Raw genomic sequence first — 26,763 nt, 5'->3', positions numbered from 1 at the left:
CCCGCACCGCGCCGGATCGATGGGGACCCGCGCGCGGTCGCCGGACAAGGGTCACCATGCCCGCATCCGGAACATGTTCACTGTGCAGCGTCCAGGGACCACAAGGGATCAAGGTGCGGTCATGACCCTCAAACGGCAGTTGCTTCTGGGGTTTCTTTCTGTATTGGCGGCCAGCGGCTTCGGCATCGCGGCCACCCTGTGGTGGGTGGGCGCGGGCGGCATGCACGAGGTGGGGCGCACCAGCGCCGCCGCCATGCAAGAGCGCGCCCAAGGCCAGCTGGCCACCCTGCGCGGCGTGAAGTCGGCCCAGGTGGCCGACCTGATGGAACTGGTGGCCGACCAGCTAGCGGTGTACGCCAGCGACCGCACCGCCATCGACGCCAGCCTCGCCTTTGCCTACGACGTGGACCTGGTGCGCCATGAATCGGAAACCCCGCCGGAGGCGCTGGCCGCCCTGCGCCCGGCCCTGGCCGAGACCGTGGCTGGCCCGGCCTTCCTGAAATGGAACGCCTTCGCCCGGTACGGCGCGGTCGCGCCCGGCTACACGCCGCGCCCTGCGGCAGACTACGTGCCCGCCGACCCCAACGCCCAACTGCTGTGGGAGCACTACATCCGCCGCAATCCGGCCGCGCCCGGCGAACGCCAGAAGCTGGACGAGCCCGCCGAGCTCATCTGCGGCTACGTGGACAACCACCTGAAATTCCACCCGGCCTTCCGCGACTTCGCCGAGCGGTTCGGCTATGCCGACGTGCTGTTGCTGGCCCCGGAAAGCGGACGGGTGCTTTATTCGGTGCGCAAGAACCCCGATTTCGCCCAACGCGTCACCGACGGTCCCTTCTCCAAGACCGGGCTCGCCGCCGTGTTCCGCCTGGCGGACGCGGCGGGCAAGGCGGGCCGCGCGGGCGAGGTGGCCCACGCCGACTTCGCCCCCTACGAACCGGCGGGCAACGCGCCGCGCGCCTTCGTGGCCGCGCCGGTGTTCGATGGCGGCAAAGGGGGCAAGTACGTGGCCGTCCTGGCCTTCAGCCTGCCCGTGGCCAAACTGAACGGTCTGATGCTGTCCGGCGGCCGGTTCGAGGCGTTCGGCCTTGGCAAGACCGGCGAAACCTATCTGGCGGGGCCGGACGGTCTGCTGCGCACCTCGCTGCGTACCTCGCCCGACGAACTGGACGTGCTGCGCGACAAGGTGGGCACCGACGCCGTGCGCGCCGCGCTGGAAGGCAACACCGGCCAGGCCCTGACCACCGATTCGCGCGGCCGCGCAGTGCTGGCCGCGTGGCAGCCGGTGCAGGTGCTGGGCGCCCGCTGGGCGCTGGTGGCCCAGATGGAATCGGCCGAGGCCCTGGCCGCCAGCGCCGAGGTGGAGCGCATGACCAGCGCCACCGGCACCCGCATGGCCGGGGCCGCCGTGGTGGCGCTGGGCGTGTTCCTGGCCGCCGCCTGCGCCGTTGCCTTCCGCATCGTGGCGCGCATCATGACCCCCATCGACCGTCTGGGCAGCTACGCGGAGGCCGTGGCCGGGGGAGACTTCAACGCCGCCATCGACGGCAGCTTTCCGGCGGAACTGGACGCCCTGCGCGGCTCCATCCGCAACATGGTGACCCGACTGAAGGACCGCCTGGGTTTCGCGCAGGGTATTCTGGACTCCATTTCGGGCACCTTCCCGTGCATGACCCTGGACAACGCGGGGCGCATCACCTTCGTGGGACAGATACTGCTCGACCTTGCGGGCAAGCCCGGCAGGCCCGCAGACTACCACGGCCAGCGGGTGGGCGAATTCTTCTTCGGCGACGCCAGCCGGCGCACCCGCTCGGACGAGGCGCTGGAAAACCGCGCCCGCGTGGAAGGCGAGATGACCGTTGCCGGTGATGGCGGCGAGCACATCCTGCAGGTCAACGCCAACCCCGTGTTCGATCTGGACGGCAACCAGACAGGGGCCTTCACCCTGTATTTCGACCTGACCACCATCCGGCGGCAAGAGGCGGACATCCGCGCCAAGAACGAGAAGATCGCCGCCGTGGCCGCGCAGGCCGTGGGCATTGCCCGCGAGGTGGCGGCATCCGCAGGGGTGCTGGCCGCCCAGGTGGAGGACGCGGCGGGCGGGGCGCGCATGCAGTCGGCCCGCGCCACCGAAACCGCCGCCGCCATGGACGAGATGAACGCCGCCTCCACCGACGTGGCCCGCAATGCGGCCGAAGCCGCCGAAAGCGCGGCCGAGGCACGCACCCGCGCCGCCGAGGGGGCCGGGTCGGTCACCCGGCTGGTGGGCGCCATCACCGCCATCCGCGCGCAGACCGAAGCGCTGGAATCCTTCATGGGCGACCTTGGCCAGCGCACCGACGCGGTGGGCAACGTGCTTGGCGTCATCAGCGACATCGCCGACCAGACCAACCTGCTGGCGCTGAACGCCGCCATCGAGGCGGCCCGCGCCGGAGACGCCGGGCGCGGCTTTGCCGTCGTCGCCGACGAGGTGCGCAAGCTGGCCGAAAAGACCATGCAGGCCACCCACGAGGTAGGCGGGGCCATTCGCGCCATTCAGGAAGGGGCCGCGCGGTCCATCGACGGAGCCCGCCAGGCGGGCGAGGCGGTGCGCGAATCCGTGGGGCTGGCCCGTGAATCGGGCGACACCCTGGACCGCATCGTGACCATCGTCACCGGCACGGCGGACCGGGTAGGCTCCATCGCCACCGCCGCCGAGCAGCAGTCCGCCGCCAGCGAGCAGGTGGGCCGCGCCGTGGGCGAGGTGAACCAGGTGGCCGCGCGCACGGCCGAGGGCATGGAACGGGCCGAAACGGCCATTTCCGGCCTTGCCGCCCAGGCTGAGGAGTTGCAGCGACTCATCTCCGCCCTGCGCGAGGGATAGAAAGAAGTCGCAAAGAATTTGAAAGCCCTTTTCGCGGGGGAGGGACCCTTTTGGAAAAGGGTCTCCTCCCCCGCACCCCCTCCCCCTAAAACTTTCAATTGATTATCAACACGCAAAACAACAGCCCCCGCGAAGAACCACTTCGCGGGGGCTGTCATGTTCAGGAATGGCGTCCTGCCCTGCGTGATTCGAGGGTGCCGGGCGCAAGCAGAAAGCAGGAGGCTGTCAGGCCTTGTCGCCGGGCGTGGCCTCGCCCGCCACGGCGGCGACATCTTCACCCGGCGCGCCGTCTTCATCGTCCTCCCTATGTTCCGCCGGACTTTTCATCGAGCCATCCGCTCCACCGTCCTCCGGCTCAGAGCCATCGGCCAGCGTGGCATCCAGTCCGCCCCCGCCGTCCGCTGTCCCGCCTGCGCTCCCAGTTTCCCAGGCGCGCCGTCGCGCCGCGAACAGCCCGGCCTTGGCCGCGATGTCCGCGTGCGGGCCGAACACGTAGGCCACATCGCCCGCCATCAGGCGCAGCGTGCCGTCGGGGTTGGGCAGCACCTCCTCGCCGCGCTTCACCGCCACCAGGGTCAGGCCGTGCAGGCGGCGCAGGTCGGCCTGTTGCAGGGTCGTGCCGTCCAGCATGCAGCCCGCCTCCACGGTCATGGCGCTAAGGTCGAAATCGGTGAAGTAGGTGGACAGGGCGGCAAGCGGCTCGGTGCGGATGTCCACCTGGCGCAGCATGTCGTAGCTTTCGGTGCGCACTTCCTCCACAAAACGTTCAATCTCCGCGCGCGGCACCAGATAGCGGCTCATGACCCTGGTGAAGATTTCCACCGAGGTCTCGAACTCCTCGGGGATCACGTCGTTGGCCCCCAGTTCGCGCAGCGCCGCGATCTCACTGATGAACCGGGTGCGAACCACGATGTGCAACGAAGGGTTCAGCTTGCGGGCCGTGTCGGTGATGCTGCGCACGGCGGCCGGGTCGGAGATGACGATGGCCAGCACCCGCGCCGCGCAGGCCCCCGCGTGTTCCAGCACCGCGATGTGCGAGGCGTCGCCGTAGGCGATGGGCTCGCCCTTGGCGGCAAAGGTGCGCACCGTGTCGGGGTTCATCTCAAGGATGGTGTAGCCGATGCCCGCCGCCTTGGCCGCGCGGGCCAGGTGCCGCCCGCCGATGCCGAAGCCCACGATGATCAGGTGGTTGGTCAGGTCCATGCCGCAGTGCGCCCCGCCCGCCTCTTCCGCCGCCGCCTCCTCCCCGCGCCGGGCCAACCGCGCCCCGGCGGGCAGCAGCCGCACGGCGGCGTCAGCCATGCGCGGCGCGCCCGCCATGAGGAACGGCGTCAGCGCCATGGTCATGATGCTGGCGGCCAGGAACAACTGGTACTGGCTGCGGTCGAACAGGCCGTACGAGACGCCCGCCTTGGCCAGCACGAACGAGAATTCCCCCACCTGGCACAGGGCCAGCCCCACCATCAGGGCGGGGCGCAGCGGGTAACCCAGCATCAGGGTGGCCCCGCCGCCCAGCAGGCACTTTACCGCCAGCACGGACAGGGTCGCGCCGATGACCAGCGGCAGATGGTCAAGCACGAAGCCGAGATCCAACAACATGCCGACGGAAATGAAGAACAGGCTGGTGAACACGTCGCGGAAGGGCATGATGCCTTCCAGCGCGCTGTGGCTGTACTCCGATTCGGCCATGATCAGCCCGGCCAGGAACGCGCCCAGCGACAGCGAAAGGCCCATGGACGAGGTAAGCAGAGCGATGGCCAGGCAAAAGGCCAGGGTGGAGACCAGAAACACCTCGCGGTTGCGGGTGCGCACGATGCGGTGCAGCAGCGCGGGCACCAGCTTGCGCGACAGAAGGAACACCAACAGGATGATGCCCGCCCCCTTGGCCATGGTGAACAGCAGCGAAGGCCCGGCCTCGCCGCCCTTGCCCGCCAGAAACGGCACCAGCAGCATCATGGGCACGATGACCAGGTCCTGGAAGATCAGGATGGACAGCGAGATGCGCCCGTGCGGGCTGTCCATCTGAGCCCGCTGCTGCAACAGCTTGAGCACGATGGCCGTGGACGACAGCGCAGCCAGAAAGCCGACGAACGCCGCCGTGCCGTGCGGCATGCCCAGCAGTTCCGCCCCGCCCGCGAAGGCCAGGATGGTCAGCGCCACCTGCGCCAGCCCCCCCAGGAATACCGGCTTGCGCAGCCGCATCAGCTCGCCCAGGGAAAGCTCCAGCCCGATGGTGAACAGCAGCAGCACCACGCCCACCTCGGCCATTATCTCGACCTCGTGCACGGCCTTGACCAGCCCCAGGCCGTGCGGCCCGGCCACCACGCCGGTCAGCAGAAAACCGACGATGGCAGGCACCTTCACGTAGTGGCACAAATAGATGACGGCCACCGAAAGTCCAAAGATGACCACGAATTCCTTGAGCAGAGGCAGTTCCATCGTACCGTCCGTGCAATGCGGGATAGTGCGGACGTGCCGGGCCTGATGCGCCGTCCGCGCTGGCGGGCACACCACGCGGCTTCACGTGTCGCCGGTGACATATAGTGGCACGGGCCAGGTGCTACAGGCAAGCCTGCCGTGCCTGGCCATGGCAGCGCGTGGCAGGCGCGACCGGTAGCGGTCATACAACGTGAAAGGGGGGAGCCGGTGGCTCCCCCCTGGTGATGACGATGCGCCCGAAGGCTTTTGCCTGGCGCGGCGCGCGGTGCGCGGCGCAGGCGTGTCCGCTGCCTGGTGGCGCTAGGCGGCGCGGGCCACGCGGCGAAGCTGGTCGAGGTCCAGCACAACCGGATCGATGAGGGTGAAGCCGCCGGGGTTGCCCCACGCGAAGTCGTCGGCACACAGGGTGTCGTAGCGCACTTCGTCGATGGCGCGCATGGTGCTGCCCAGCACCGGACCGAAGTCGGTGATGCAGGTCATGAAACGGGCGGCATCGAAGCTTTGCACGTTGTTCCAGGTCCAGGTGTAGCTGCACACCTCTTCGGCAAAGCCCATGACCGCCAGGTACTTGGCCTTGCTGTCCAGGTACAGGTTGCTCATGCTGGTGGACACGTTGCCGAGCAGCGCGCCCATGTCGAAGGCCTGTTCAGACCCGTCGATGGAGAGCTCCACCTTGGTGTCGGCTTCGATGCGCATGCCGAAATTGCGGGTGTTGCCGCGCCGCCAGAAGTCCATGTACTTCTCGGCGTAAATCTTGCGCCCCTTGGCGCGGATGGCCAGCGCCGTGCGGGGGGAAACGGGATGTAGCGCAAGGTCGCAGCTTCTGCCGGTGATGGTAAGGGTAACGTTCATGTGCTTGACTCCATTTCGTTGCCGATGCGCCCTCTCGGTTTCCGGCTGCATCCGGTGCGGCCGCCCGGATGCCGTGCGATCCCTCCGTGAGATCGCATGTGGGGTGGGCCCGTCCGCCATCCCATGGGATGGCGCGCCGCCTGTGCCCCGCGCCGCTCTCGCGCACCGCGTCGTCTGGCCGTGTTCCGAACACCTTCCGCCACCCGCAGCCCCGCTGGTCCGTTTCCGGCATCTTCGGCCCGGCACTCCGTAAAGGATGCATGCCGCGCACCGCGTTTCGCCTTGGTCGTTCCGGCGCTCCACCCGGCTCGGCGCTTGGCCGTCCTCCGGGGCGTCGCCTTCATCGTGATGAACGGGCAGGTTCCGATGAAGGGACAGGCTGGGGTCGCTTGTATTGGTTGTTCACACAGCGACGACAGCCCGACACTGCCTCGCAACGCCTTGTTTGTCAACTCAACCTATCGCAAAACCCCGTACTCACCACCGCACGACGAGTACGCACTCCATTTTGACGACGCACAATACCATAAGCTATTATGGGATGTTACGCTTAACTCATCCTAAAAAAGTCGGCATTCATGCACCACGGCTACACATTGCGCGCACAACCCATTCAGGACGGAAATCCGCGACTTCCCGGAATATTTTCGGGTTTATTGTGATTTTTTTCATTTAACAAAAAAACAGGTGAGTGCTCACACCATTTTCGACATTGCCAACCGCAGCCATGGCCGCCAAGCGCCGCGGGCGGTGCGGCATCCGGCATAAAAAAAAGACGGGGCCCGCCGCTTACGGACGGCGGGCCCTGAGGGAGGGGGAGAGCGGAGGGTGTGGGAGCCTCCGTTCTCGGGGCAGGGAGGGGTAGGGCTACTACGGGTGCGGGTCTGACGAGCGGTCGGGCGGGAACCCCAACCGGAAGTGCCTGTCCATGGCGGCGTTATGCCGCCTTCTTTGCTCCATCGGCCTGTTCGGCCTCCACCTCGCGGCGCACGTCCGCAAGGTCGATGACCATCGGATCGATGAGGGTGAAGCCACTGGGGTTGCACCAGGAATCATCGTCCGCCAGGTGTCCGTCGTAGAACACGTTGTCCACCACGTTGTACCCCTGCGTCTTCATGACGCGGTCCCAGTTCAGCACCTGGAAGCTGAATCTGGCGGGGTCGAAATTCTTCACGTCGTGCCATATCCACTTGAAGGCGCACCACTCGTCGTCATAGCCGAGAACGGCGAGATACTTGGCCTTGCTGTTCAGATACATGCGGCGGCGAATGGTGGTTACGTCGCGAAACAGCAGGTTTTCGTCCAGGTCTGTCTGGCGGCCATCCACGAACAGACGGACCAGGCTGTCGGGGCCAAGGCGCATGCCGAAGGTGCGGGTGTTCCCCTTGCGCCACCAGTTCATGTACTTCTCGGCGTATATTTCGCGCCCCTTGGTGCGGATGGCCTCGGCGGTCTGCGGGGAAACCGGGTGCAACGCGAGGTCGCAGCTCTGTCCGATGATTTCGAAGGTGATGTTCATGACGGTCCTCTCCGTTGGAGGTTTGCGCTTCGTGGTGACGCTTCCGCAAGACATCTTTGCTGGCCGGATCGCCGGTCCGCCGTGACGTCCATGCCCCCTCTTGAGCACAGCCCGTGCCATTGCGCGAACCACAAGCAAGCAGAACCACGTGCACAGCAAGTTAATATATTAAAATATCAAATAAATATTTTTCTCACAAACTTCACGGCCAAAAAAACACTCTCGCGCGACCTTGCGCGGATTGACTGCTCAACCTTGCATGATTGCGCGATTAGTCGCTCAACTAGCGCGATATCGCCAGAAGCGACCACTTACTTGCGCAATCGACAGCGCCCACGCAGCGCCTGTGCAACATTCAAAAATAACAGTGTGTTAACATTATTTATCTGATGTATGCGGGAGCACGCACCTGCTTCCCTTCCCCGCGCCTCGCCAAGCCGTCGCACAACCTTCGTGAGGTGGACATGTTGGGCTCGTCGGCTGACGTGCCCCTTCCCACCGATGCACGTTCACCGGGTTGCCACAGGGCGCCGCACTGCATGATAGCACAGCATGGATGCAGCGCTCTGCATAACGACTGCGACGCGACATGTGCCGCAGGCTTCAGGCGAACGCCCCACCAGAAATGATCGTTTGGCTGGCAACCAAGCAGGAGCGCGGCCTTCCCGGGCATCCTCACGAGACGCCAAACTCTAGAAAATATTCAACATACCGAAATTCCGCCACCACTGACCGAAGAAGGCATGGTATGCAGTACCACCACAATCGAGTGCAACTTCTCCCTTCGCTACGCTCAGGAGCAGACCTGCGGGCCTCCAGAATACGCGCTGCCCCTCCCCTTTATCCTTCCCGCGCCTGTCGAGAACATCGGTCGCGTGCAATTCTCTGCGCATCCGCGAGAGAATGCTTGTCATGGCGAGCCCTCTACAGTAATGCTCGTTGTGGGCATCGGCGCAAGAACGCCGCCCCCTGCGCACCGGTCGTCACCGGTCGTCACCTGACGGAATGCAGCCGTAGCACGGGCCATGCACGCGCTGAACACACAGCGAGTGCAACGGACGGTGGAAACGACTAGTGGCAGGGCGGTATCCGCCCGAGGAAAACTGGTGCAGCGCCGCGCGCCCGGCAGGCCGGAAGAGCCGCTGGACGCCATGCCCCTTCCCGGACGCGGAGACGCGAAGACATGGGGAATCGGGCGCGACCGCCGCCCCTGGCGACGCATCGCAAAGGGCCGCACAATGCTGCCCGGAACAGCACCGGATTGCCCGGCCCGGAGTGGTCGGCTCGGAAAGGCGAAACAGCGCATGCGCATGCACACCATCGTTCCAGGCCACCCGGCCCACCGCCCGCACCCCGCATCCACCCGCCCGGCCTGTGCTGCCCGGCTCAACGCTCCGGCCGCCCTGGTGTCCCTCGCCGCGCTGGCACTGATCCTGCTGCTTGCAGCGCCAGTGGCCCGCGCCGCAAGCCACGAAACGCTCGACGTGCGCTCGGCCATCCTGCTGGACATGAGCACCGGGCGCATCCTGTATGAACAGAACGCCGACGAACCCATCCCCCCTGCGTCGCTGACCAAGGTGCTGTCCATGTACGTGACCATGGATCAGGTGCGCGCGGGCAAGGCCTCCCTGCGGGACAACGTCAAGGTCAGCCGCCGCGCCTTCTCCACCGGCGGCTCCCGCATGTTCCTGAAGCAGGGCGAAACCCTGCCCCTCGACGAGTTGCTGGAAGGCATGGCCGTGTCTTCGGGCAATGACGCCAGCGTTGCCACCGCCGAGCACATCGGCGGCAACGTGGACAACTTCGTGCAGATGATGAACGCCAAGGCCAGGGCCCTCGGCATGAAGAACAGCGTGTTCCGCAACCCGCACGGGCTGCCCGCCGCCGGGCAGCACACCACCGCCAGAGACATGCTGGTCCTTTCACGCGCCTATCTCGCCCAGTACCCGGAAGCCCTGCGCTACCACTCCACCCGGTACATCAAGCACAACAAGGTCATCACCACCAACAAGAACCCCCTGCTCGGCAACTGCGAGGGGGCCGACGGCCTCAAGACGGGCTGGGTGTTCGCCTCCGGCTACAACCTCATTTCCACGGTGAAGCGCGGCAAGACCCGCCTGCTGGCCGTGGTGCTGGGCGCGGAAACCACCCAGGCCCGCGCCCAGGAGGTAAACCGGCTGGTGGAGGCGGGGTTCCGCACGGTGGCGGCGGGCGGCGGCAAGCCCGTTTCCTCGCAACTGGCCGAGATGAAGCCCTCCGACTACGGGCTGAACCTGCACAAGACCAACAGCGAAGCCTACGCGGAACTGCGCAAGTCCGGAAATTCCGCCAGCAAGGCGCGCAAGGCGGCGCTGACCGCCGCCAAGAGCACGCCAGAGGTCAAGGACGCCAAGGCCACGAAGAAGTCTTCTTCCAAAAAGAAGAAGGCCACCGCCACGGCGGAAAAGGCAGCGCCCGCCAAGGCCGCGTCCACGACCACGGCCAAGGCCGCGGCGGCCAGAACTTCCAAGGCCACGGCTGCCAAGACCCCCAAGGTCGCGGCGTCCCAAACCACGGGCAAGGCCACGGCCAAGGCGGAAGAACAGGAACCGGCCCCCAAGGCATCCAAGAAGAAGTCTTCCGCCACCAGATCCACGGCGGACAAGACCCCCGCGCCGAGCAAAAAGGCCGCCCCGCGTGAGGCAGCCGACAAGCAGGGCTAGCCCCCGTTTTCGTTCTTTGGGGCAGGAAGCGCGACGCGCACGCGCCGACCGCCACGCATTTTCATGCACTCGTACGCAAGAAGGGCGTCCCGCAGGGACGCCCTTCTTGCGTAACATGCTCTTGCGGCTACCGGCGGTGCGTGGATCTGCCAGCGACGACTGCGCCGGAAATGGCGACCAGGCCTCCGCTACCGCCGAAAACCGCGCCCGGCGGACTCTACGCCGCGGCGCCGTCCCCTTCGTACACCGCGCCGGACGTGGGGCTTTCGCGCACCACCAGGCGGCACAACTGGGGCAGCGCGGGCTTCAGTTCGCCCCACAGCCAGCGGGCGATGCACTCGCTGGTGGGATTCTCCAGCCCGGGGATGTCGTTGAGGTAGGCGTGGTCCAGCCGGTCGATGAGCGGCTTCGCCAGCCGCTTCAGGTCGCCGAAATCCATCACCCAGCCGGTATCGCCGCCCACGGGGCCGCGCGCGTGCACTTCCACGGTAAAGGTGTGGCCGTGCAGGTTGCCGCACTTGTGCCCCTGCGGCACGCACGGCAGCCGGTGCGCCGCGTCGAAGGTAAGCGTCACGAAGATGTCCATTGCCGTCCTGCCTGTGTGTCCGCCGTGCGGGCACGGCGTGGTGTCGATGTGATGGGCCCGGCTGGTTCCGCCAGGGCGGAAAGACCGGCTAGCGGATGCCCAGAAACTTGTGCGTCTGCAACCCCAGCCGCCAGCGCGGATGGGCCAGACAGTAGCGCACGCAGGCGGCCACGTGGTCCGCGCCGCCTGCATTGCCGCCTGCGGAATCATCGCGCGGCTGCAAGATGAAATGCCGAAAGTCCAGCCCGACGAAATCGGCGGGGTCCACCCCATCCTGCGGCCAGACCAGCTTCAGTTCGTCGCCCCGCGTCACGGCAAGGCGGGCGTCGGCCTTGGGGCTTACGGTCACCCAGTCCAGCCCGGCGGGCAGGGGCAGGGTGCCGTTGGTCTCCACCCCGCACTGGCAACCGCGCGCATGCAGGGCGTCCAGCAGCCCCGACGTCAGTTGCAGCGCGGGTTCCCCGCCGGTGAACACCACATAGGGCCGCCAGCGGTCCCCGTCCAGTGGGTCCAGGGGGGCCAGGGGGTCCAGCGGGTCCAGCGGGTCCAGGGAGTCCGGGGGGGCCAGGGGGTAGGGAAAGGCGGCCACGATGGCCTCGGCCAATTTACCTTCGCTCTCGAACACGCCCCCGCCCGGGCCGTCGGTGCCCGTGAAATCGGTATCGCAGAAGGGGCACGCGGCGTCCGACCGGTCCTGCTCGCGCCCCGTCCACAGATTGCAACCGGAAAAACGGCAGAACACGGCGGCCCGCCCGGCGTGCACGCCCTCGCCCTGCAGGGTGTGAAAGATTTCCTTGACTCGCAGGGCCATCAGCACGTGCCGCCGGAACAACTGCGCAGGTAGTCGGCCCAGCCGTGCCGCCGCAGTTCGCAGGCCGGACATTCGCCGCAGCCGTAGCCCCACGGGTGGCGGGTGGTGCGCACGCCCTTGTAGCAGGTGTGGGTGTGCTCCAGCACCACCTCGACAAAGGCGTCGCCGCCCACCTGGCGGGCCAGCTCCCACGTGGCGCCCTTGGTCAGCCACATCAGCGGGGTGTGCAGCACGAAGCGCGATTCCATGCCCAGGTTAAGGGCCACCTGCATGGCCTTGATGGTGTCGTCGCGGCAGTCGGGGTAGCCGGAATAGTCGGTCTCGCACACCCCGATGATGATGTGCCGGATGCCCTGCCGGTAGGCGTGGGCCGCAGCCGCCGTCAGGAACACCAGGTTGCGCCCCGGCACGAAGGTGGTGGGCAGGCCGTTGCGGCCCATTTCGATGGCCACGTCGTGGGTCAGCGCGGTGCGCCCCAACTCGCGAAACAGGGCCAGCTCCACGGTGGTATCGTCGGCAAGCCGCTCGTTCCAGACCGGCGACAGGCGGCGCACCTCGTCCATCAGGCGCAGGCGACAGTCCATCTCCACGGTGTGGCGCTGGCCGTAATGGTAGCCGATGGTGGACACCCGGCCGAAGCGTTCCAGTGCCCAGCCCAGGCAGGTTGCGGAATCCTGTCCGCCGGACAGGACCACGAGAGCGGTTTCTTTGCTGTGCATGGCGGCTCCTTGCGAAAGACGACGACCGGTTGCGCGAAAAAGGGCGGACGGGCGTGACGCATGGCGATCAGGGCGCCAGCGGCGTCAGGCGACGTCAGGCGACGTCAGGGCACGTCAGGGCATGCGAACATCCCTGGCATTCAGAAAGGGGGCTCCCACTGCGGCAGCCCCACGGCGCGGCCCTTGCCCCGCGACGCCCACAGGCCCTCGGGTTCCGTCCACCCGGTGGGCTCCGTCATGCCGATACCGGACCGTCGTGATGGGAAAGACACTGGCTACCCCGCCCGCCACCGCTTGTAAAGCGCCCGCCGTCTTCCGCCGTGCCGCGAACCGCACCGTCCGCCAAACCTTCACGCGGCATTCAGGGCATTCACGACATTACACGACATTCACGACAGGGCACTGCCGCCGGGCCGGATTTTTTCGCCAATCATGCCCGCGCGCTGTACCATCGGTGCTCATTCGTGCTAGGTAGTTCCATGGCTTTGGAACCATGGGGTGAGCGGCATGTCCCGCACGCCGTGGTTCCCAGCCCGCAAGCCCCGCGAAGGGCGCGGCGTCGGCCAAGCGGGGGTGACCGTCCCGATTTTCCGCCCGCCCCGGCCAGACCGGGGCGGCAGCATACCACAGCGGAGCACGCATGGAACGTATCGCCATCATCGGCGGGGGCGGCACGGCCGCGGCCCTCGCGCACGACCTCATCCTGCGCGGCTTTTCCGTCGCCATCTACGAGCGGGGCGAATTCTTCAGCGGGGCCACGGGCCGCCACCACGGGCTGCTGCACAGCGGCGCGCGCTACGCGGTGCACGACCCCGAGGCCGCGCGCGAATGCATCGAGGAAAACATGATCCTGCGCCGCCTGGTGCCGCAGGCCATGGAGCAGAACGAAGGGCTGTTCGTGGCGCTGGACGACGAGGACATGGACTACCGCCAGCGCCTCAAGGACGCATGCGCGGCCACGGGCATCCCCACGCGCGACTACACGCCCGAACAGGCCCGCCACCTGGAGCCCGGCCTGGCCGACGGGGTGCTGGCGGCCATGCAGGTGCCGGACGCCACCTTCGACGCCTGGAGGCTGGCCCTGCCCTTTCTGGCCACGGCCCGCGCGGGCGGGGCCACGGCCCACAACTTCACGGAAGTGATCGGCATCGACGTGCGGGACGGCGCGGTGCGCGGGCTGCGCCTGCGCAGCCTGGCCGAGGACGCCCACGGCGAGCGCGGCCGCGAATGGTCGGCCCCTGCCGACATGGTGGTCAACGCCGCCGGGGCATGGGCGGGCAAGGTGGCGGCACTGGCGGGCGTGCACGTGCCCATCCAGCCGGGGCCGGGGGTGCTGGTGGCCATCGAGGGCCGCGTCACCAACATGGTCATCAACCGCATGCGCAAGGCCAGCGAGGGCGACATCATCGTGCCCCAGCGCCGCCTTTCGGTGCTGGGCACCTCCATGTGGCTCACCGACGACCCGGACCACCTGGACATCCCGCCAGAGCACGTGCAGCGCATGGTGCGCCTGTGCTCGGAAATGGTGCCCGCCTGCGCCGGGGCGGTTATCCGCTCGGCGTGGTCGGCGGCGCGGCCGCTCATCGGCAACGCCGACGCCACGCGCCCGCAGGAAATCAGCCGCACCTTCGACTGCTACGACCACGGCACGCGTGACAACGTTTCCGGCCTGCTGTCCATCATCGGCGGCAAGGGCATGACCCTGCGCGCCATGGCCGAAAAGACCGCCGACATCATCTGCCGCCTCACCGGGCGCGACGCGCCCTGCCGCACGCGTGAAACGCCCCTGCTGCCCCCGCGGGCCTTCTACAGGAGCTGACCCCATGAGCGACGCCGAGAAGACCGTGCCCGAACCCGCCGACGCCGCCGCGCCGGAATCCGCGCCCGAACGGCAAGCGCCGCGCACGCTCACCGTGCGGGTGCACCGCTGCGGCCCCGGCGGGGCCAACGCCCGTTTCGACGATTTCCGGCTGCCGGTGCGGCCGGAGGATTCGGTGCTGGACGTGCTGGACCGCATCCGCGTGGAGACGGACCCCACGCTGGTCTACCGCCATTCCTGCCACCATTCCAGTTGCGGCACCTGCGCCATGCGCATCAACGGTCGCGAACGTCTGGCCTGCATCACCCGCATGCTGGCCCTGGGAACCGACGTGGTGACCCTGGAGCCCCTGCGCGCGCTGCCCCTGCTGGGCGACCTGATGGTGGACATGCGCCCCATGTTCGCCCACATCGGCGACGACTGGGGCTACGTGCGCCCGGTGGAAAAGGCCTCCACCGGGGTGCCGCACGGGGTGGCGCGCTACACCCGGCTCGAGAACTGCATCGAGTGCGGGGCGTGCATGTCCGCCTGCCCGGTGAGCAGCGGCACGGACGACATGCCGCCGCCCGAAGCCAGGCGCGGCGGGCACGAGGCCCCCGCCCAGGCCGCACCGGGCGCGCACATTGCCGACGCCCCGCAGGAACGCATGTTCATGGGGCCCGCGCCGTTGGCCGCCCTGAACCGCGAACTGGCCCGCCACCCGGAACAGCGGGAAGCGCTGCTGCACATCGGCAAGGGGCCGCAGGGCGAGAAACACTGCCGCCGCCATCTGGCGTGCAGCCGGGCCTGTCCCAGCGGCGTCTACCCGGCCAAGGACATCATGGACATCCGCATGATGCACGGGGGCGGCAAGGACTGATTTCCACGCACACGCCAAGGCGGGCCGAGCGGCCCGCCTTGAGCTCTTGCTCCCCTGTCACATGTCCACTGTCCGTCTGGCCGCACTGGCCACCCTGTGGCGTGACGGCGCATCCGTCCCCGTTCAGCCCAGCCCCATCTGCCCGCCGCGCGGCCTTGGCCGCAGCGCGAAGCCGCGCGCCTCTGCCCATGCCCTGGCATCGGCCTGCGAATGCAGCGAAAGCTTGCGGAACAGGTTGGCGCGGTGCTTTTCCACGGTCCTGTCGCTGACCACCAGCAACCCGGCGATCTCGCGGTTGCGGTAGCCCTCGGCCACCAGGTGCAGCACCTCGCGCTCGCGCGGGGTCAGCAGGGTCAGTGCGTCGCGCTGCCTGTCCGCCGGTTCGGCCTCGGCGGCGACCAGCCTGTCGCGCAGCACCTCGCGCGCCGCCCATGGCGACAGCCACCCCCCGCCCGCCAGCACGGCCTGCACCGCAAGGCGCACCTCATCCGCGCTGGCCTCGGGCAGCAGGTAGCCATCCGCCCCGGCCTCCAGCGCGGGCCGCAGCATGGCCTGGTCGCCCCCGCCAATGGCCAGCACGCGCCGGGCCGGGTGGCGGCGCTTGAGCAGGCGCATCACGCACACCCCGTCCAGCAACGGCAACCCGCACTCGATGACGGCCAGATCCGCCGCCAGCCGCTCACATCCCTCCAGCGCGGCGCGTCCGTCCGACGCCTCGCCGCACACGCGCACGCCGTCCAGCCCGCGCAACAGCACCTTCAGCCCTTCGCGCATCAGCGGCTGATGCGCGGCGATGAACACCTTTCGCCCGTTGTCCATGTTTCTCCCTCTTGCCCTGCCGCCACGCGCCCTCGCGCCCGGCGGCAAACCCCGCCATGCTCCGACGTATCCCCGGCGGCATCGTCAGCTTCGACAGCCGCCACCTTGTCCCGTCCGGGCTTGCCCACGCCCGCCAGTCCTCCCGCATGCCCGGCAGTGCCCCGCCTGTCCCGCGCCCTGAGCCCCACCAGCCCAGGTGTCGCGGCGACCGCGCAAGGCAGGCACCCCTGCCGCCCCTGCCGTCTGGACCCTATTTCTCCATTTCCTCCGGCCAGCGGTGGTTCCCGGCGCTGCCCACAGCCGTCACCGACAGTGCTCATCTCTCGCCACGGGCGTGCAACCCCCACCGGATAGAGTGTCACCCTACATCATTTCGTAGGAACACTACCATGAAAATACCGTCACGCTCAACGCCCAAAATACCATATCACCATGTTTACAACCCCCCGCCCTTCATGGTTCCGAGGTAGCATGGTTCAGTGCCCTCCGCGCGCCGCCAGCGGCGCGCCCGCCCCAGACACCACAGCCAGGAGGCAGCGCCATGCGCAGAAACGTGACCAGCATCACCCAGAACGCCGTCCTCGGCGCGCGTCGGTCCAAGTGGGTCGCCCAGCAGATCGGCAAGCCCTACCCCACCATGATGCGGGAACTGAATCCGCACGACCACAGCGCCAAGCTGGGCGCGGACACCTTGCTGGAAATCATGCGGGTAACGCGCGACGTGGCGGCCCTGGAGTACATGGCCAGCGAAATGGGCTACCAGCTCACGCCGCGCCAGGGCGACGCGCCCGGCAACGGCCGGGACGGAGGAGGCGAACGCTAGGCCCGCGCGGCCTTGCGAACCGCCCCGGCAGACTGGGCAACCCGCACGCGGGGCGCACGGAAGCGCCCCGCCACGTGCACGTATCCGGTGGCCTGCCAGCACCTTCGGGGGCGCATGTGCCCACCGTCCCGCCCCCTCGCGGACGCTTGCAAATCCGTGTGAAATGACGCACCCTGCCGGTGCCGGGAACCGCCAGGCCCCGGCAAGCCGTCCCTCACGCACGGAGCATCATGACGCACCCGCTCATCCTCATCGTCGAGGACAGCCGCGCCAGCGCGGATGAACTGCGCACGCGCATCACCGAACGCCTCGGGTTTTCCGTGGTCACGGCGGGCACGTGCGCCGAAGCCGTCCGCATCATGGACGAACAGGGACCGAACCTGTTCCTCGCCATTCTCGACCTCATCCTGCCCGACGCGCCCGACGGCGAGGTGGTGGACCAGGCCCGCGCCCGCAAGGTGCCCTCGCTGGCCTTCACCTCGCGCCTGGACGACACCACCCGCCGGTACATCCTGTCCAAGGACGTCATCGACTACATCATCAAGGACGAGCTGGCCGTGGACAACGTGGTCCGCGCCGTGGCCCGGCTGCACCGCAACCGCGCGGCCAAGATCCTGGTGGTGGACGATTCGCCCTCCATGCGCACCTTCATGAAGGAAGAACTGCGCCGCTACATGTTCCAGGTGTACGAAGCCTCTGGCGGGCCCACGGCCCTGCGCGTGCTGGAACGCAACCCCGACGTGATGCTGGTGATCACCGACTTCATGATGCCCGACATGGACGGGCTGGAACTCACCCGCCGCATCCGCGAACGCTACCCGCGCGAGACCATGGCCATCATGGGGGTTTCGGTGCACGCCGAACGCCCGCTGACCGTGGAGTTCATCAAGAACGGGGCCGACGACTTCATCACCAAGCCCTTCCTGCGAGAGGAACTGTACTGCCGCGTGCTCCAGAACGTGGAGACGGTGGAGCGCTCGCGCACACTGGTGGAACTGAACGACATCAAGAGCCGCTTCCTGGGCATGGCCGCGCACGACCTGCGCAACCCCATCAACGGCATCCGGGGGTTCAGCCGCCTGCTGCTGGACGGGGTGCTGGGCCCGCTGACCGAAGACCAGCGCAGCGTGCTGGGCACCATGCATCAGGCCAGCAACGAGATGCTCCAACTGGTCAACGACCTGCTGGACGTCACCGTCATCGAAAGCGGCAGGCTGGACCTGGTGCTGGAACCCGGCGACCTGGCGGTGCTGGCGGCCGAACGGCTGTCCTTCGCCTCGCTGGCGGCCGGGGCCAAGAACATCCGCATCGACAAGCAGTTCGAGCGCGCCCAGTGCATGTTCGACCCGCGCCGCATGGCCCAGGTGTTCGACAACCTGCTGAGCAACGCGGTGAAGTTCTCGCCCCCGCAGACGCGTATCGCCGTGGCCGTGCGCGTGGACGGCCGCGAGGCGGTGTTCGAGGTGACGGACGAAGGGCCCGGCATCCTGCCCGAAGAGCGCGAACGCATGTTCCGCTCGTTCGAGAAGCTCAGCGCCCGACCCACCGGGGGCGAGGCCAGCACCGGCCTTGGGCTGACCATCGTCAAGCGCATCGTCATCGCCCACGGCGGCCGGGTGTGGGTGGAAAGCGAGCCCGGACAGGGCTCCACCTTCCGGGTGGCCGTGCCGCTGCGCGTGGGCGCGACGACCACGGCGGAACGCGCCCTGGCTGCCGCCGCCATCGGCCGCTGACCCCGGCGGCGTCCGTCACGGACACCGACGAACAACCGATCACGCCCGCAGGCAGCGGACCATGACCGCCCCACGACTCCCCCATGATGCGCCCGACGGGCTCGACGGGCCCGATGAACTCGGTTCCCCCCGGCGCGCCGAACCGGTCCTGATCGCCCCCGAAGACCACGGGGCGCGGCTGGACGCGGCATTGGCGCGCCTGCTGCCCCTCTTTCCCCAGCTTTCGCGGTCCTGCGGCCTACCGCCCGACGCGGGTCTGCGGGCGCGCCGCCGCCTGTGGCTGACCCACGCCGTGCTGCTGGACGGACGGGCCGCCCCACCCGGCGCGCGCGTGCGGGCCGGGCAGCGGGTGGAACTGCGCCCATTGGATGACCGGCAAGACGGGCTACAGGACGGACATAAGGGCGGCCCCCCTTATGGGGAACCAGACGGGACGCCGGATGCATTGCCAGACGGGTCACCGCATGGCCTGCGTGGCCCGGCGCACGGCGTACCCCCCGGCGACGCGGATAACGCCGCGCCAGCCCTACGAGTGCTGGCCAAAGCCGACGGCCTGGTGGCCCTGTACAAGCCCGGCGGGCTGCATTCCGCAGCCATCGCGGGCAGCGTGGCTCCCTGCGTGGAGGCCCGGTTGCCCGCACTGCTGGGTAAGGGGCCTGAGCACGAGGGGTTTCCGCGCCTGCTCAACCGGCTGGACGGACCCACCTCGGGCATCCTGCTGGCGGCCCGCACCCCGCAGGCCGCGCAACGCTTTCACGCGGCCGAGGATTCCGGCCAGGTGGCCAAGACCTACCTTGCCCTGGTGCATGGGACGCTGGTGCAACCCGTAACGGTGCGCCGCGCGCTGGACACGGCCAACCGGGCCACCACCCGCGTGCTGCCGGACGATACCCCCGACCCGCTGCGCCACACCGAGGTGATGCCCCTGGGCACAATGAACGCAATGGGCGCGGCGCTGCCGTGCGGCGAAAACGCGACGGCGGGCGCCAGCCTGTCCAACACCCCCTGCACGCTGGTGCGCTGCGTCATCCGCAAGGGCGCGCGGCACCAGATTCGCGCGCACCTCGCCGCGCTGGGCCATCCCATCGTGGGTGACGTCCGCTACGGCGGGTGCGCCGAAGCCGAGGGAAATCTCCCGGCAGCCCCATCGCCTGCTGCCCGGCAGGCCGTGCCGCACGCCGCCCCCACACTGTACCTGCACCACGCCCGCACCGAACTGCCCGGTTTCCGCGCCGCCTGCCCACCGCCGTGGCTGCATGTGCTGCCCCCGGAACTGCAAGAGGCGGCACGCGCCGCGTACCGCCTCGATTCCTGACCCCTTCTGGTCCCCAGTTTCCCGCGCCACCGGCCAACAGTCGCGTTCCCGCCCGCGCGCCCTGGCCCGCCCGCGTCGGCGCGATGCCCGCCGCAGCGCTCCCCGCGCGGCAGACTAGGGATGTTCTCCGCCCGCTACCCGTGTTCGCCTGGTGGCCGCGCATCCCGTGGAGCGGCATCACGCGCTCCCGGCCCCTTAACGGGCTCGTCCGCGCCGTCACGCCCCTCGTCCGCAACCGCCGTACCGGAACCATCCCCGCTGCCCTCGCACCCCTCGCCATCCGCCGAGGGCACGCAAGCCGCCAGCACGGGCGGCGCGCCGCGCGCCCCGGTAAGCCAGCGCACCCGCCGCTGCTGATGGGCGGTCACCATGCGGTGCGTGACCACGTAGGCCAGCACCCCGGTCACCGCGCCAAACACCGCTCCGCCCGCGCACAGCACCAGGTACACGTCCCAGCCCATGGCCAGCAGCGAGGTGAGGTTGGCCGCGTCATCGGGCAGGGCCACCTGCATGGAGGGCAGCAGAAACGAGCCAATGGCGAAGAAGATGGCGTACAGCGGCCCGAAGGTGACCGGGTTGGAATACAGCGTGGCGATGACCGCCGCCGTGGGGCTGGCCCGCAGCAGCCACGCCACCACGCCCGCCAGCACCATCTGCGAGGGAATCAGCGGAATGGACCCGATGAGCATGCCAAGGCCCACGCCCAGCGCGATGCGGTGCGGCGTGGACGGCAGCCGCACCAGCCGCAGCCGGTGCAGCCGCACGGCCCGCCACAGGCGTTCCAGCGGGGCGCGCCCGTTGCGGCGGGGGGGTGGCATGCCGTCTCCGGCGTCGTGTCCTTCCGCTGGCGGCACATTGCCGCCCTGCGGGTGCGGGTTTTCGTCCATGCATGCTCCGAAGGAATGCGGTGGCGCGGCACGTCGCCGCCACGCACAGACGATAGCCGCGCGCGGGGCGCAGGGCAACGGGTCCGGGATGCGCGGCGACAGCGGCCGCCCGGCTATTCCTTCTTCCAATCCTTGATGCGCAGGTCCACCGACGCCGCGCCGTTGTACCGGTCGATGCGCGGGGTGTAGGCCAGGCGCACGCGGGTGCCGCGCAGCGAATCGGGAAACTGGCCCGACTGCCGCCACGCCTTGGCGCGCAGGGTGATGCCGCAGCTTTCGTCGGTCAGTTGCAGTTCCACGTGGTCGCGCGTGGGGCCAAAGCGGCGCAGGTCGCGCACCAGCACCGGGGGCGAGGCGAACACCGGCTCGGCGTTGCCCATGCCAAACGGCTGGAGCATTTCCAGTTCCTTGAGCAGGGTGAAATCCCCGGCCAGGGCAAAGCCCAGTTCGCCGTCCAGCTTCAGCCGCGGGGTGAGCGGGGTGTCGCCCAGTTCCGCGCGCACCACGGCGTCGAACCGGTCGCGCAGGGTGTCCACGTGGGCGGCGGCCATGCTCATGCCCGCCGCCTGGTGGTGCCCGCCGAAACTGGTGAACAGGTCGGCGCAGCGGCTGAGCCCCGCGTGCAGGTCGAATTCCGCCACCGAGCGGGCGGACCCCTTCATGGATTCGCCGTCGCGGCTCAAAATCAGCGTGGGCCGGTAGAACTCGTCCACGATGCGCGAGGCCACGATGCCGATGACGCCGGGGTGCCAGTCGTCGCCGTGCAGCACAAGGCCCATGCGGTGCAACTGCCCCTCGGCCTGCTTCTTGGCGGCATCGAGGATACGGTCTTCCTCTGCCCTGCGCCGGGCGTTTTCCTCGTCCAGTTCCTGGGCCAGCCGGGCCGCCTCGGCGTGGTCGTCGGTCAGCAGCAGTTGCAGGGCCAGTTCCGCCTTGCCCATGCGCCCGGCCGCGTTGATGCGCGGCGCAAGGCCGAACACCACCTGCCCCGCCCCGATGGACGCGGAGGGGTTGTACCCGCTCACCGCCTTCAGCGCGGCCATGCCGGGCCGCCGGGCCTCGGCGATCTTCAGCAGGCCGTTCTTGACCAGGATGCGGTTCTGCCCGTGCAGGCTCACCACGTCGGCCAGGGTGCCCAGCGCCACCAGGTCGAGGAATTCGCGCATGTCGGCCCGTTTGCCGGTGCGCTCTGCCAGCACCGCGTTCACCGCCGCCATGACCAGAAAGCTCACCCCCACCCCGGCCAGGGCCGGGCACGGGCATTCCGCCAGGCGCGGGTTGCAGATGGCGTCGGCATCCGGCAGGCCTTCGGGCGGCATGTGGTGGTCGGTCACCACCACCGTCATGCCCAGTTCGCGCGCCCGGCGCACCGGCTCCACGTCCGAGATGCCGCAGTCCACGGTCAGCAGCAGGCGCACTCCTTGAGCCGCCAGCCGCTCCACCCACGTTACGTTCAGGCCGTAGCCTTCCTCGCGCCGGTCCGGGATATGGTGCGCGGTCTCGATGCCGTGGTGGGCCAGCACGCCCTTCACCAGCGCCGTGGAGGTCACCCCGTCCACGTCGTAGTCGCCCCACACGGCAAACGGCAGCCCGGCCAGCAAGCCATCGGCCAGGGTGCGGGCCGCCTGCTCCAGCCCCGGCCATTCGGCCAGCGGGGCCAGATGCCGCAGGTTGGGCGAAAGGTACAGGCCCATTGCATCCACGGACCCCACGCCGCGCCGCCACAGCAGGCGCACGATGAGTTCCGACACTTCCAGCCGCTCTGCCCATGCCGAAAACGGCGGCGGTGCCGCCTCGGGCTCCGGGCGGAATATCCAGTTGCGGGTCACGTATGCTCCGGGAAAAAAGACTGTACAGAAGTGATAAGGTCGGGAAAGAGCATTGTTGCAGTAGGCATTGTCTGGCCCGTCGCATTCCGCGCGACGCCGAGGGCTTTCTCCAAAGCAGGATTTTCGTTCGGTGGCGAGGAGAACGAGCCCGCCATGAGGGAGTGCGGCATCCGTTAGACGAGCGCGTAGCGCGAGTCTTACGGATGGCGTCCGCAACGCGCCCTAGCCGTTGGGTGAGCGCAGCGAACCTTACGGATAGGGACCGCAGCGCGTACTCCAATCGTATTCGACCGAAATGGCGGGCGAAGTTCGACCGCGTTGCGCACGATGTCCGTAGGGTTCGCAAGCTCGCCCAACGGCCACGCTTCGCGCCCTTCGGGTCGGAAGCCAACGGGCGAAAAGACAATTTGGAGAACGCCCTCAAGCCAGTTGCGACACAAACTGCCCTATCCGCTCGCCTTCGAGCAGGGTTTCGATTTCGGCCATGAAGGCCGTCACGTCAACCCCCAGTTTGCGGGCTGCGTCGTCCAGCCATTGCGGAATCAGCAAATCCTCGGGCAACCCGTCGGGCAGGCTGCCCGGCATGCCGTTCGTATCCCGCCCGGCCAACCGTTCACGCAGGCGCAGCGTGGCGTCGGCCACGTGCACCACCAGCGCGGCGCGCTCGTGCTCGCCCGCAAGGTGCGGGGCATGGTGCCAGTTGATGGGCTCGGTAAGGGCCATGGGCAAATCCCAGAACGACAGCAGGCGCGCCCCCACCACTCCGTGGTCCAACCCCAGCAGCAGCTCTTCCGCTTCGGAATCCATGAGTTTTTCATCTCTGGCCAACTGGCGGATGGCCGCCCAGTCGTCCGGCCGGTACGCGGCGATGAGCAGCTTGCCAAGATCGTGCAGCAGCCCGGCGGTGTAGCAGGTTTCCGCGTCGCAGCCGGGCAGGCGTCGGGCCAGCAGACGGCATCCGGCGGCCACGGAAAGCTGGTGGATCCAGTACTCGCGCAGGTCGAACCCTGCGGGCAGACGCGAACGGTCGATCATGCGCGAAACGCCCAGGGCCAGCACCAGCGCCCGGATTTCGGCCATGCCCAGAACGGCCACGGCCCGCTGGACGGAGGTCACCTCCGACTGCAGGCCGTAATAGGCGGAATTGGCAAGGGAAAGCACGCGGGTGGCAAGCCCCTGCGCCTTGTTGACCACCCCGGCCACAGCGGACAGGGGGGCCAGGGAATCATCGCGGGTGGTGTCGAACAATTCACGCAGCAGGCCGGGGTCGTAGGGCAGTTCCGGCGGGCGGCGCAGCAGTTCGTCCAGCAGCGCCTGCGCCGCGTCCAGCCCCGCAGGGGCGCTGGACCCAGGCTCGGCAGGGTCGGGGGGTGCGCCGCCCGAACCGGCCGCGGGGCTCACGACCCGCCTCCGCCCGTATCGGCCGAGGCCGCCGCCTTGCCCCCCCCGGCGATGCGGGCCAGCGCCTCGCGCACCACGTCCTGCTGCTCGGCGGGGACCAGCTTCTTGGCCTGCATCCATTGCAGGAACTTGATGCCCGCGTCGATGGCGGGGTTAAGCTCCAGCGCCTTCAGGATGTGCTCCACCGTACCGGCGAAGTCCTTCTTCTCCAGCATGGCGCGGGCCATGTTCAGGTGCAGGTTCTCGTCCTTGCGGGTCAGCTCCAGGGCGCGCGAATAGTAGGTCACGGCCTGGTCGAACATCTGGTTCTTGCGCAGGTTGATGCCGAACTCGTTGAAGAGGTGCTTGTGCTCCTCGTCGAAGGCGGCCTCCAGCTTCACAAGCCGTTCGAAAATATCGTCGGCCTTGCCCGTTTCGCCGCGCGAAAGATAGGTGAGCCCCAGCCCGAAGTTGGCGCGCACGTTCTCTTCGTCCACCTGCAGGGCGTTGCCGTATTCGTATTCCGCGCTGAAGGTCTCGCCCTTCTGGCGGTGGCGGTCGGCGCGGGCCACGGTCTTGTTCAGCTCGCGCATGCGGGGAAAGACGGTCTGGACGTAGAATTCCGGCTCGGGGGCGAACTTTTCCAGCAGTTCATCCATGGTGATGCGCCGCTTGGGACCGGAGGGGATATAATTGTTGTTGAGGGGCTGCACCTCAACATCGCCCTTCTCGGACTCTTCGGCGTACCAGAAGCCTTTCTGAATGGTCTTGCGTGTGGTGGTGCCGGTGCCCACCTTCTTCACTTCCTGCGTCGAGAACACGCCCTTGATGCGCTCCCTGCCGCGCTGGCCGCCTTGCGGGGCATGCGCCGTGGGGTTGGTGGGCAAGGGGTCGTCGCGGATCACGTCGGTCATTTGGGGCCTCCCAAAGGGGGCGCATGTCTTGCATTTGTCCGGGTATCCGGAACAGATTCATGCCGGGCGCGGCAGGCCGACCGCACCGCGCGCGACCGTACCAGCTATCTTTATCCCCCTTTTCTCACATATCGGCAACAACCGCCATGCCTTGAGAGCAGAACGCCGCCATGCGGAAATCAGACCGCCGCGATGCCGCTCAAGGCTCCCGCGTCCCGGCCCCGTGCATCTCGGCCAGAATGCGGCGCGCGGCGTCGGCCGGGCCATCGGGGCCTGTCGCGCCCGTCACCGGGCGGCCCACCACCAGGTAGTCCGAACCGGCCCGCACGGCCTCGGCCGGGGTCATCACCCGGCGCTGGTCGTCGCCGCCAGCCCCGGATCCATCCTTGTCGGCGGGGCGGATGCCCGGCGTCAGGCAGATGAAGTCCCGCCCGCAACGCCGCTTGATGCCTTCCGCTTCATACCCCGAACAAACGACGCCGCTCAAGCCCCACTCGCGGCCGCACACGGCCAGCCGGGCCGCCTCGGCCGAAGGGTCCGCGCCGCCGGGCAGTTCGCCCGGCCCCACGCTGGTCAGCACGGTAACGCCCAGCAGGATCGGGGCCACACCGTGGCCGCGCGCCGCCGCGCCCTCGGCCAGGCCCTCCACCGCCGCGCGGCACATGCGCTCGCCGCCGGAAAGGTGGATGTTGCACATGTCCGCCCCGGTGGCCACGGCAGAACGCACCGCGCCGCGCACCGTGTTGGGGATGTCGTGGAACTTCAGGTCCAGGAACACGGGAAAGCCCATGTCCTTCAGGCGGGCCACCACTTCCGGCCCGGAGGCGGTGAACAGTTCCAGCCCCACCTTCATCCACAGGCGGCCCCCGGCGTCTGCCGCCTGGGCCGCATGGGCCGTTTGGGCCACGCCGCGCAGCAAGCGCGCCGTGACCAGGGCGGCGTCCATGGCCGGGTAGTCCAGTGCGACAACCAGTTCGGCCATGCGGCTCACCGTCCTTCCCGCCAGCCCTCCATGAGCCCCCCCACCAGGTCGGGGCTGCATGCGGGCGACAGCGTGGCCGCGATGTACGCGGCGCGCAGTTCGTCGTAGGCGGTGTCCAGGTCTTCGTTGACGATCCAGGCGTTGAACCAGTGGGCCTGGTCCAGTTCCTTGGCCGCGTTGGCCAGGCGGCGCTGGATTGTGGGTTCGTCGTCGGCGCCGCGGGCGCGCAGGCGGCGTTCCAGTTCCGCCCGCGAAGGCGGCAGGATGAACACGTAGCATCCCTGGCGCAGGCTGCCGCGCAGTTGGCTTGCGCCCTGCACGTCGATGTCGAAGATCACGTCGCGCCCGTCGCGCAGCATGTCCAGGGTGGCTTGCAGCGGGGTGCCGTAGAAGTTGCCGTGCACCTCGGCCCACTCGGCGAAGAAGCCCTCGTCGCGCAGGCGGGTGAATTCCTCCACCGTGGCGAAATGGTAGTCGCTGCCATGCACCTCGCCCGGGCGCGGCTGTCGGGTGGTGTAGGAGATGGAGTAGGCGAAGCGCGGAAATTCCGCGAGCAGGCGTTTGGTAAGCGTGGTCTTGCCGGTGCCCGAGGGGGCGCACAGCACGAGCACGATGCCGGAGCGTTGGCGGGCCATCAGTCGGCGTCCTCCTGCGTGTAGCGTTGCCCCACGGTCTCGGCCTGGATGGCCGAAAGGATGACGTGGTTCGAGTCGGTGATGATGATGGAGCGGGTCTTGCGGCCCTGCGTCGCGTCCACCAGCCTCCCCTCCTGCCGCGCGTCCTCGCGCAGGCGGCGCATGGGCGACGACGAGGGGTTGACGATGGCCACGACGCGCGAGGCCACCACGAAGTTGCCGAAGCCCACGTTGATGAGCTTTTGCGATGACGGTTTCTGCTGCATGGCGTTCCGGC

The 26,763-nt window shown here is 68.4% G+C and carries 21 protein-coding genes; 7 read left to right on the top strand and 14 right to left on the bottom strand.

Annotated features, from left to right (window positions below):
• Positions 1-121: 121 nt before the first annotated feature.
• Positions 122-2,863: a methyl-accepting chemotaxis protein gene (locus RVX_RS04880; protein ID WP_116304963.1), complete on the top strand. Its 2,742-nt coding sequence runs from the start codon at positions 122-124 to the stop codon at positions 2,861-2,863.
• Between the two features lie 225 nt (positions 2,864-3,088).
• On the opposite strand, the gene RVX_RS04875 is transcribed toward RVX_RS04880, so the two are convergent.
• The 3 genes from RVX_RS04875 to RVX_RS04865 form a co-directional block, all read right to left on the bottom strand.
• A complete protein-coding gene (locus tag RVX_RS04875; protein ID WP_116304962.1) occupies positions 3,089-5,302 on the bottom strand; it encodes a monovalent cation:proton antiporter family protein in 2,214 nt (737 codons plus the stop codon).
• Positions 5,303-5,602: 300 nt separating this feature from the next.
• A complete protein-coding gene (locus RVX_RS04870) occupies positions 5,603-6,154 on the bottom strand; it encodes a hypothetical protein (protein WP_116304961.1) in 552 nt (183 codons plus the stop codon).
• A 937-nt stretch (positions 6,155-7,091) separates the two neighbouring features.
• Positions 7,092-7,673 carry a hypothetical protein gene (locus RVX_RS04865; protein WP_116304960.1) on the bottom strand — a complete coding sequence of 194 codons (582 nt, stop codon included), beginning with the start codon at positions 7,671-7,673 and terminating at the stop codon, positions 7,092-7,094.
• A 1,304-nt stretch (positions 7,674-8,977) separates the two neighbouring features.
• Between RVX_RS04865 and RVX_RS04860 the strand changes: the two genes are divergently transcribed.
• Positions 8,978-10,375, top strand: coding sequence for a D-alanyl-D-alanine carboxypeptidase family protein (locus tag RVX_RS04860; RefSeq protein ID WP_116304959.1), 1,398 nt, complete (start codon positions 8,978-8,980; stop codon positions 10,373-10,375).
• A gap of 217 nt (positions 10,376-10,592) precedes the next feature.
• On the opposite strand, the gene queD is transcribed toward RVX_RS04860, so the two are convergent.
• The 3 genes from queD to queC all read right to left on the bottom strand — a co-directional run bounded on the left by queD (position 10,593) and on the right by queC (position 12,491).
• Positions 10,593-10,961 (bottom strand): 6-carboxytetrahydropterin synthase QueD, encoded by a 369-nt coding sequence (queD, locus tag RVX_RS04855; protein ID WP_116304958.1) that lies wholly within the window; start codon positions 10,959-10,961, stop codon positions 10,593-10,595.
• 88 nt (positions 10,962-11,049) lie between these two features.
• Entirely contained in the window at positions 11,050-11,772 is a 723-nt protein-coding gene (queE, locus tag RVX_RS04850) for a 7-carboxy-7-deazaguanine synthase (protein ID WP_116304957.1), read from the bottom strand.
• A complete protein-coding gene (gene queC, locus RVX_RS04845) occupies positions 11,772-12,491 on the bottom strand; it encodes a 7-cyano-7-deazaguanine synthase QueC (protein ID WP_116304956.1) in 720 nt (239 codons plus the stop codon). The genes queE and queC overlap by 1 nt, the downstream gene beginning before the upstream one ends.
• Before the next feature lie 640 nt (positions 12,492-13,131).
• On the opposite strand from queC, the gene RVX_RS04840 reads away from it, so the two are divergent.
• Together RVX_RS04840 and RVX_RS04835 are read left to right on the top strand one after the other, a co-directional pair.
• Entirely contained in the window at positions 13,132-14,310 is a 1,179-nt protein-coding gene (locus RVX_RS04840) for an FAD-dependent oxidoreductase (RefSeq protein ID WP_116304955.1), read from the top strand.
• Between the two features lie 4 nt (positions 14,311-14,314).
• On the top strand, positions 14,315-15,169 hold the full coding sequence (locus RVX_RS04835; RefSeq protein WP_116304954.1) for a succinate dehydrogenase/fumarate reductase iron-sulfur subunit: 855 nt from the start codon (positions 14,315-14,317) through the stop codon (positions 15,167-15,169).
• Between the two features lie 123 nt (positions 15,170-15,292).
• On the opposite strand, the gene RVX_RS04830 is transcribed toward RVX_RS04835, so the two are convergent.
• The gene (locus tag RVX_RS04830) at positions 15,293-15,988 is read right to left on the bottom strand and encodes a LuxR C-terminal-related transcriptional regulator (RefSeq protein WP_116304953.1); all 696 of its coding nucleotides are present in this window, start codon (positions 15,986-15,988) and stop codon (positions 15,293-15,295) included.
• Between the two features lie 541 nt (positions 15,989-16,529).
• Between RVX_RS04830 and RVX_RS04825 the strand changes: the two genes are divergently transcribed.
• The 3 genes from RVX_RS04825 to RVX_RS04815 all read left to right on the top strand — a co-directional run bounded on the left by RVX_RS04825 (position 16,530) and on the right by RVX_RS04815 (position 19,859).
• Positions 16,530-16,811 carry a phage regulatory CII family protein gene (locus tag RVX_RS04825; RefSeq protein ID WP_007523290.1) on the top strand — a complete coding sequence of 94 codons (282 nt, stop codon included), beginning with the start codon at positions 16,530-16,532 and terminating at the stop codon, positions 16,809-16,811.
• Between the two features lie 230 nt (positions 16,812-17,041).
• Positions 17,042-18,544: a response regulator gene (locus RVX_RS04820; RefSeq protein ID WP_116304952.1), complete on the top strand. Its 1,503-nt coding sequence runs from the start codon at positions 17,042-17,044 to the stop codon at positions 18,542-18,544.
• 61 nt (positions 18,545-18,605) lie between these two features.
• The gene (locus tag RVX_RS04815) at positions 18,606-19,859 is read left to right on the top strand and encodes a pseudouridine synthase family protein (protein WP_116304951.1); all 1,254 of its coding nucleotides are present in this window, start codon (positions 18,606-18,608) and stop codon (positions 19,857-19,859) included.
• Between the two features lie 134 nt (positions 19,860-19,993).
• On the opposite strand, the gene RVX_RS04810 is transcribed toward RVX_RS04815, so the two are convergent.
• The 7 genes from RVX_RS04810 to RVX_RS04780 all read right to left on the bottom strand — a co-directional run bounded on the left by RVX_RS04810 (position 19,994) and on the right by RVX_RS04780 (position 26,752).
• Positions 19,994-20,677, bottom strand: a complete 684-nt coding sequence (locus RVX_RS04810; protein ID WP_230404385.1) for a DUF2062 domain-containing protein — start codon at positions 20,675-20,677, stop codon at positions 19,994-19,996.
• A gap of 182 nt (positions 20,678-20,859) precedes the next feature.
• A complete protein-coding gene (gene recJ / locus RVX_RS04805) occupies positions 20,860-22,575 on the bottom strand; it encodes a single-stranded-DNA-specific exonuclease RecJ (RefSeq protein WP_116304950.1) in 1,716 nt (571 codons plus the stop codon).
• A 420-nt stretch (positions 22,576-22,995) separates the two neighbouring features.
• The gene (locus RVX_RS04800; protein WP_116304949.1) at positions 22,996-23,976 is read right to left on the bottom strand and encodes an HDOD domain-containing protein; all 981 of its coding nucleotides are present in this window, start codon (positions 23,974-23,976) and stop codon (positions 22,996-22,998) included.
• Positions 23,973-24,869, bottom strand: coding sequence for a tetratricopeptide repeat protein (locus tag RVX_RS04795; RefSeq protein ID WP_116304948.1), 897 nt, complete (start codon positions 24,867-24,869; stop codon positions 23,973-23,975). The genes RVX_RS04800 and RVX_RS04795 overlap by 4 nt, the downstream gene beginning before the upstream one ends.
• Positions 24,870-25,068: 199 nt before the next feature.
• A complete protein-coding gene (gene pyrF / locus RVX_RS04790; protein ID WP_116304947.1) occupies positions 25,069-25,851 on the bottom strand; it encodes an orotidine-5'-phosphate decarboxylase in 783 nt (260 codons plus the stop codon).
• Between the two features lie 5 nt (positions 25,852-25,856).
• Positions 25,857-26,486, bottom strand: a complete 630-nt coding sequence (gene gmk, locus RVX_RS04785) for a guanylate kinase (RefSeq protein WP_116304946.1) — start codon at positions 26,484-26,486, stop codon at positions 25,857-25,859.
• On the bottom strand, positions 26,486-26,752 hold the full coding sequence (locus RVX_RS04780) for a DUF370 domain-containing protein (RefSeq protein ID WP_007523300.1): 267 nt from the start codon (positions 26,750-26,752) through the stop codon (positions 26,486-26,488). Before RVX_RS04780 ends, gmk begins: the two co-directional genes overlap by 1 nt.
• Positions 26,753-26,763: the final 11 nt, after the last annotated feature.

Origin of the sequence: Nitratidesulfovibrio sp. HK-II (assembly GCF_003402415.2) — a bacterium.
Taxonomy (GTDB): domain Bacteria; phylum Desulfobacterota; class Desulfovibrionia; order Desulfovibrionales; family Desulfovibrionaceae; genus Cupidesulfovibrio.
Note: the sequence above shows the minus strand (reverse complement) of the source record. Positions and strands in the feature narration are given on the sequence as shown.

Coding starts and splice junctions, on each gene's coding strand:
- queD (WP_116304958.1), bottom strand. CDS start 10,961: ATGGACATCTTCGTGACGCTTACCTTCGACGCGGCGCACCGGCTGCCG.
- queE (WP_116304957.1), bottom strand. CDS start 11,772: ATGGCCCTGCGAGTCAAGGAAATCTTTCACACCCTGCAGGGCGAGGGC.
- RVX_RS04815 (WP_116304951.1), top strand. CDS start 18,606: ATGACCGCCCCACGACTCCCCCATGATGCGCCCGACGGGCTCGACGGG.
- queC (WP_116304956.1), bottom strand. CDS start 12,491: ATGCACAGCAAAGAAACCGCTCTCGTGGTCCTGTCCGGCGGACAGGAT.
- RVX_RS04835 (WP_116304954.1), top strand. CDS start 14,315: ATGAGCGACGCCGAGAAGACCGTGCCCGAACCCGCCGACGCCGCCGCG.
- gmk (WP_116304946.1), bottom strand. CDS start 26,486: ATGGCCCGCCAACGCTCCGGCATCGTGCTCGTGCTGTGCGCCCCCTCG.
- RVX_RS04860 (WP_116304959.1), top strand. CDS start 8,978: ATGCGCATGCACACCATCGTTCCAGGCCACCCGGCCCACCGCCCGCAC.
- RVX_RS04830 (WP_116304953.1), bottom strand. CDS start 15,988: ATGGACAACGGGCGAAAGGTGTTCATCGCCGCGCATCAGCCGCTGATG.
- RVX_RS04810 (WP_230404385.1), bottom strand. CDS start 20,677: ATGCCACCCCCCCGCCGCAACGGGCGCGCCCCGCTGGAACGCCTGTGG.
- pyrF (WP_116304947.1), bottom strand. CDS start 25,851: ATGGCCGAACTGGTTGTCGCACTGGACTACCCGGCCATGGACGCCGCC.
- RVX_RS04795 (WP_116304948.1), bottom strand. CDS start 24,869: ATGACCGACGTGATCCGCGACGACCCCTTGCCCACCAACCCCACGGCG.
- RVX_RS04870 (WP_116304961.1), bottom strand. CDS start 6,154: ATGAACGTTACCCTTACCATCACCGGCAGAAGCTGCGACCTTGCGCTA.
- RVX_RS04865 (WP_116304960.1), bottom strand. CDS start 7,673: ATGAACATCACCTTCGAAATCATCGGACAGAGCTGCGACCTCGCGTTG.
- RVX_RS04880 (WP_116304963.1), top strand. CDS start 122: ATGACCCTCAAACGGCAGTTGCTTCTGGGGTTTCTTTCTGTATTGGCG.
- RVX_RS04780 (WP_007523300.1), bottom strand. CDS start 26,752: ATGCAGCAGAAACCGTCATCGCAAAAGCTCATCAACGTGGGCTTCGGC.
- RVX_RS04820 (WP_116304952.1), top strand. CDS start 17,042: ATGACGCACCCGCTCATCCTCATCGTCGAGGACAGCCGCGCCAGCGCG.
- RVX_RS04840 (WP_116304955.1), top strand. CDS start 13,132: ATGGAACGTATCGCCATCATCGGCGGGGGCGGCACGGCCGCGGCCCTC.
- RVX_RS04875 (WP_116304962.1), bottom strand. CDS start 5,302: ATGGAACTGCCTCTGCTCAAGGAATTCGTGGTCATCTTTGGACTTTCG.
- RVX_RS04825 (WP_007523290.1), top strand. CDS start 16,530: ATGCGCAGAAACGTGACCAGCATCACCCAGAACGCCGTCCTCGGCGCG.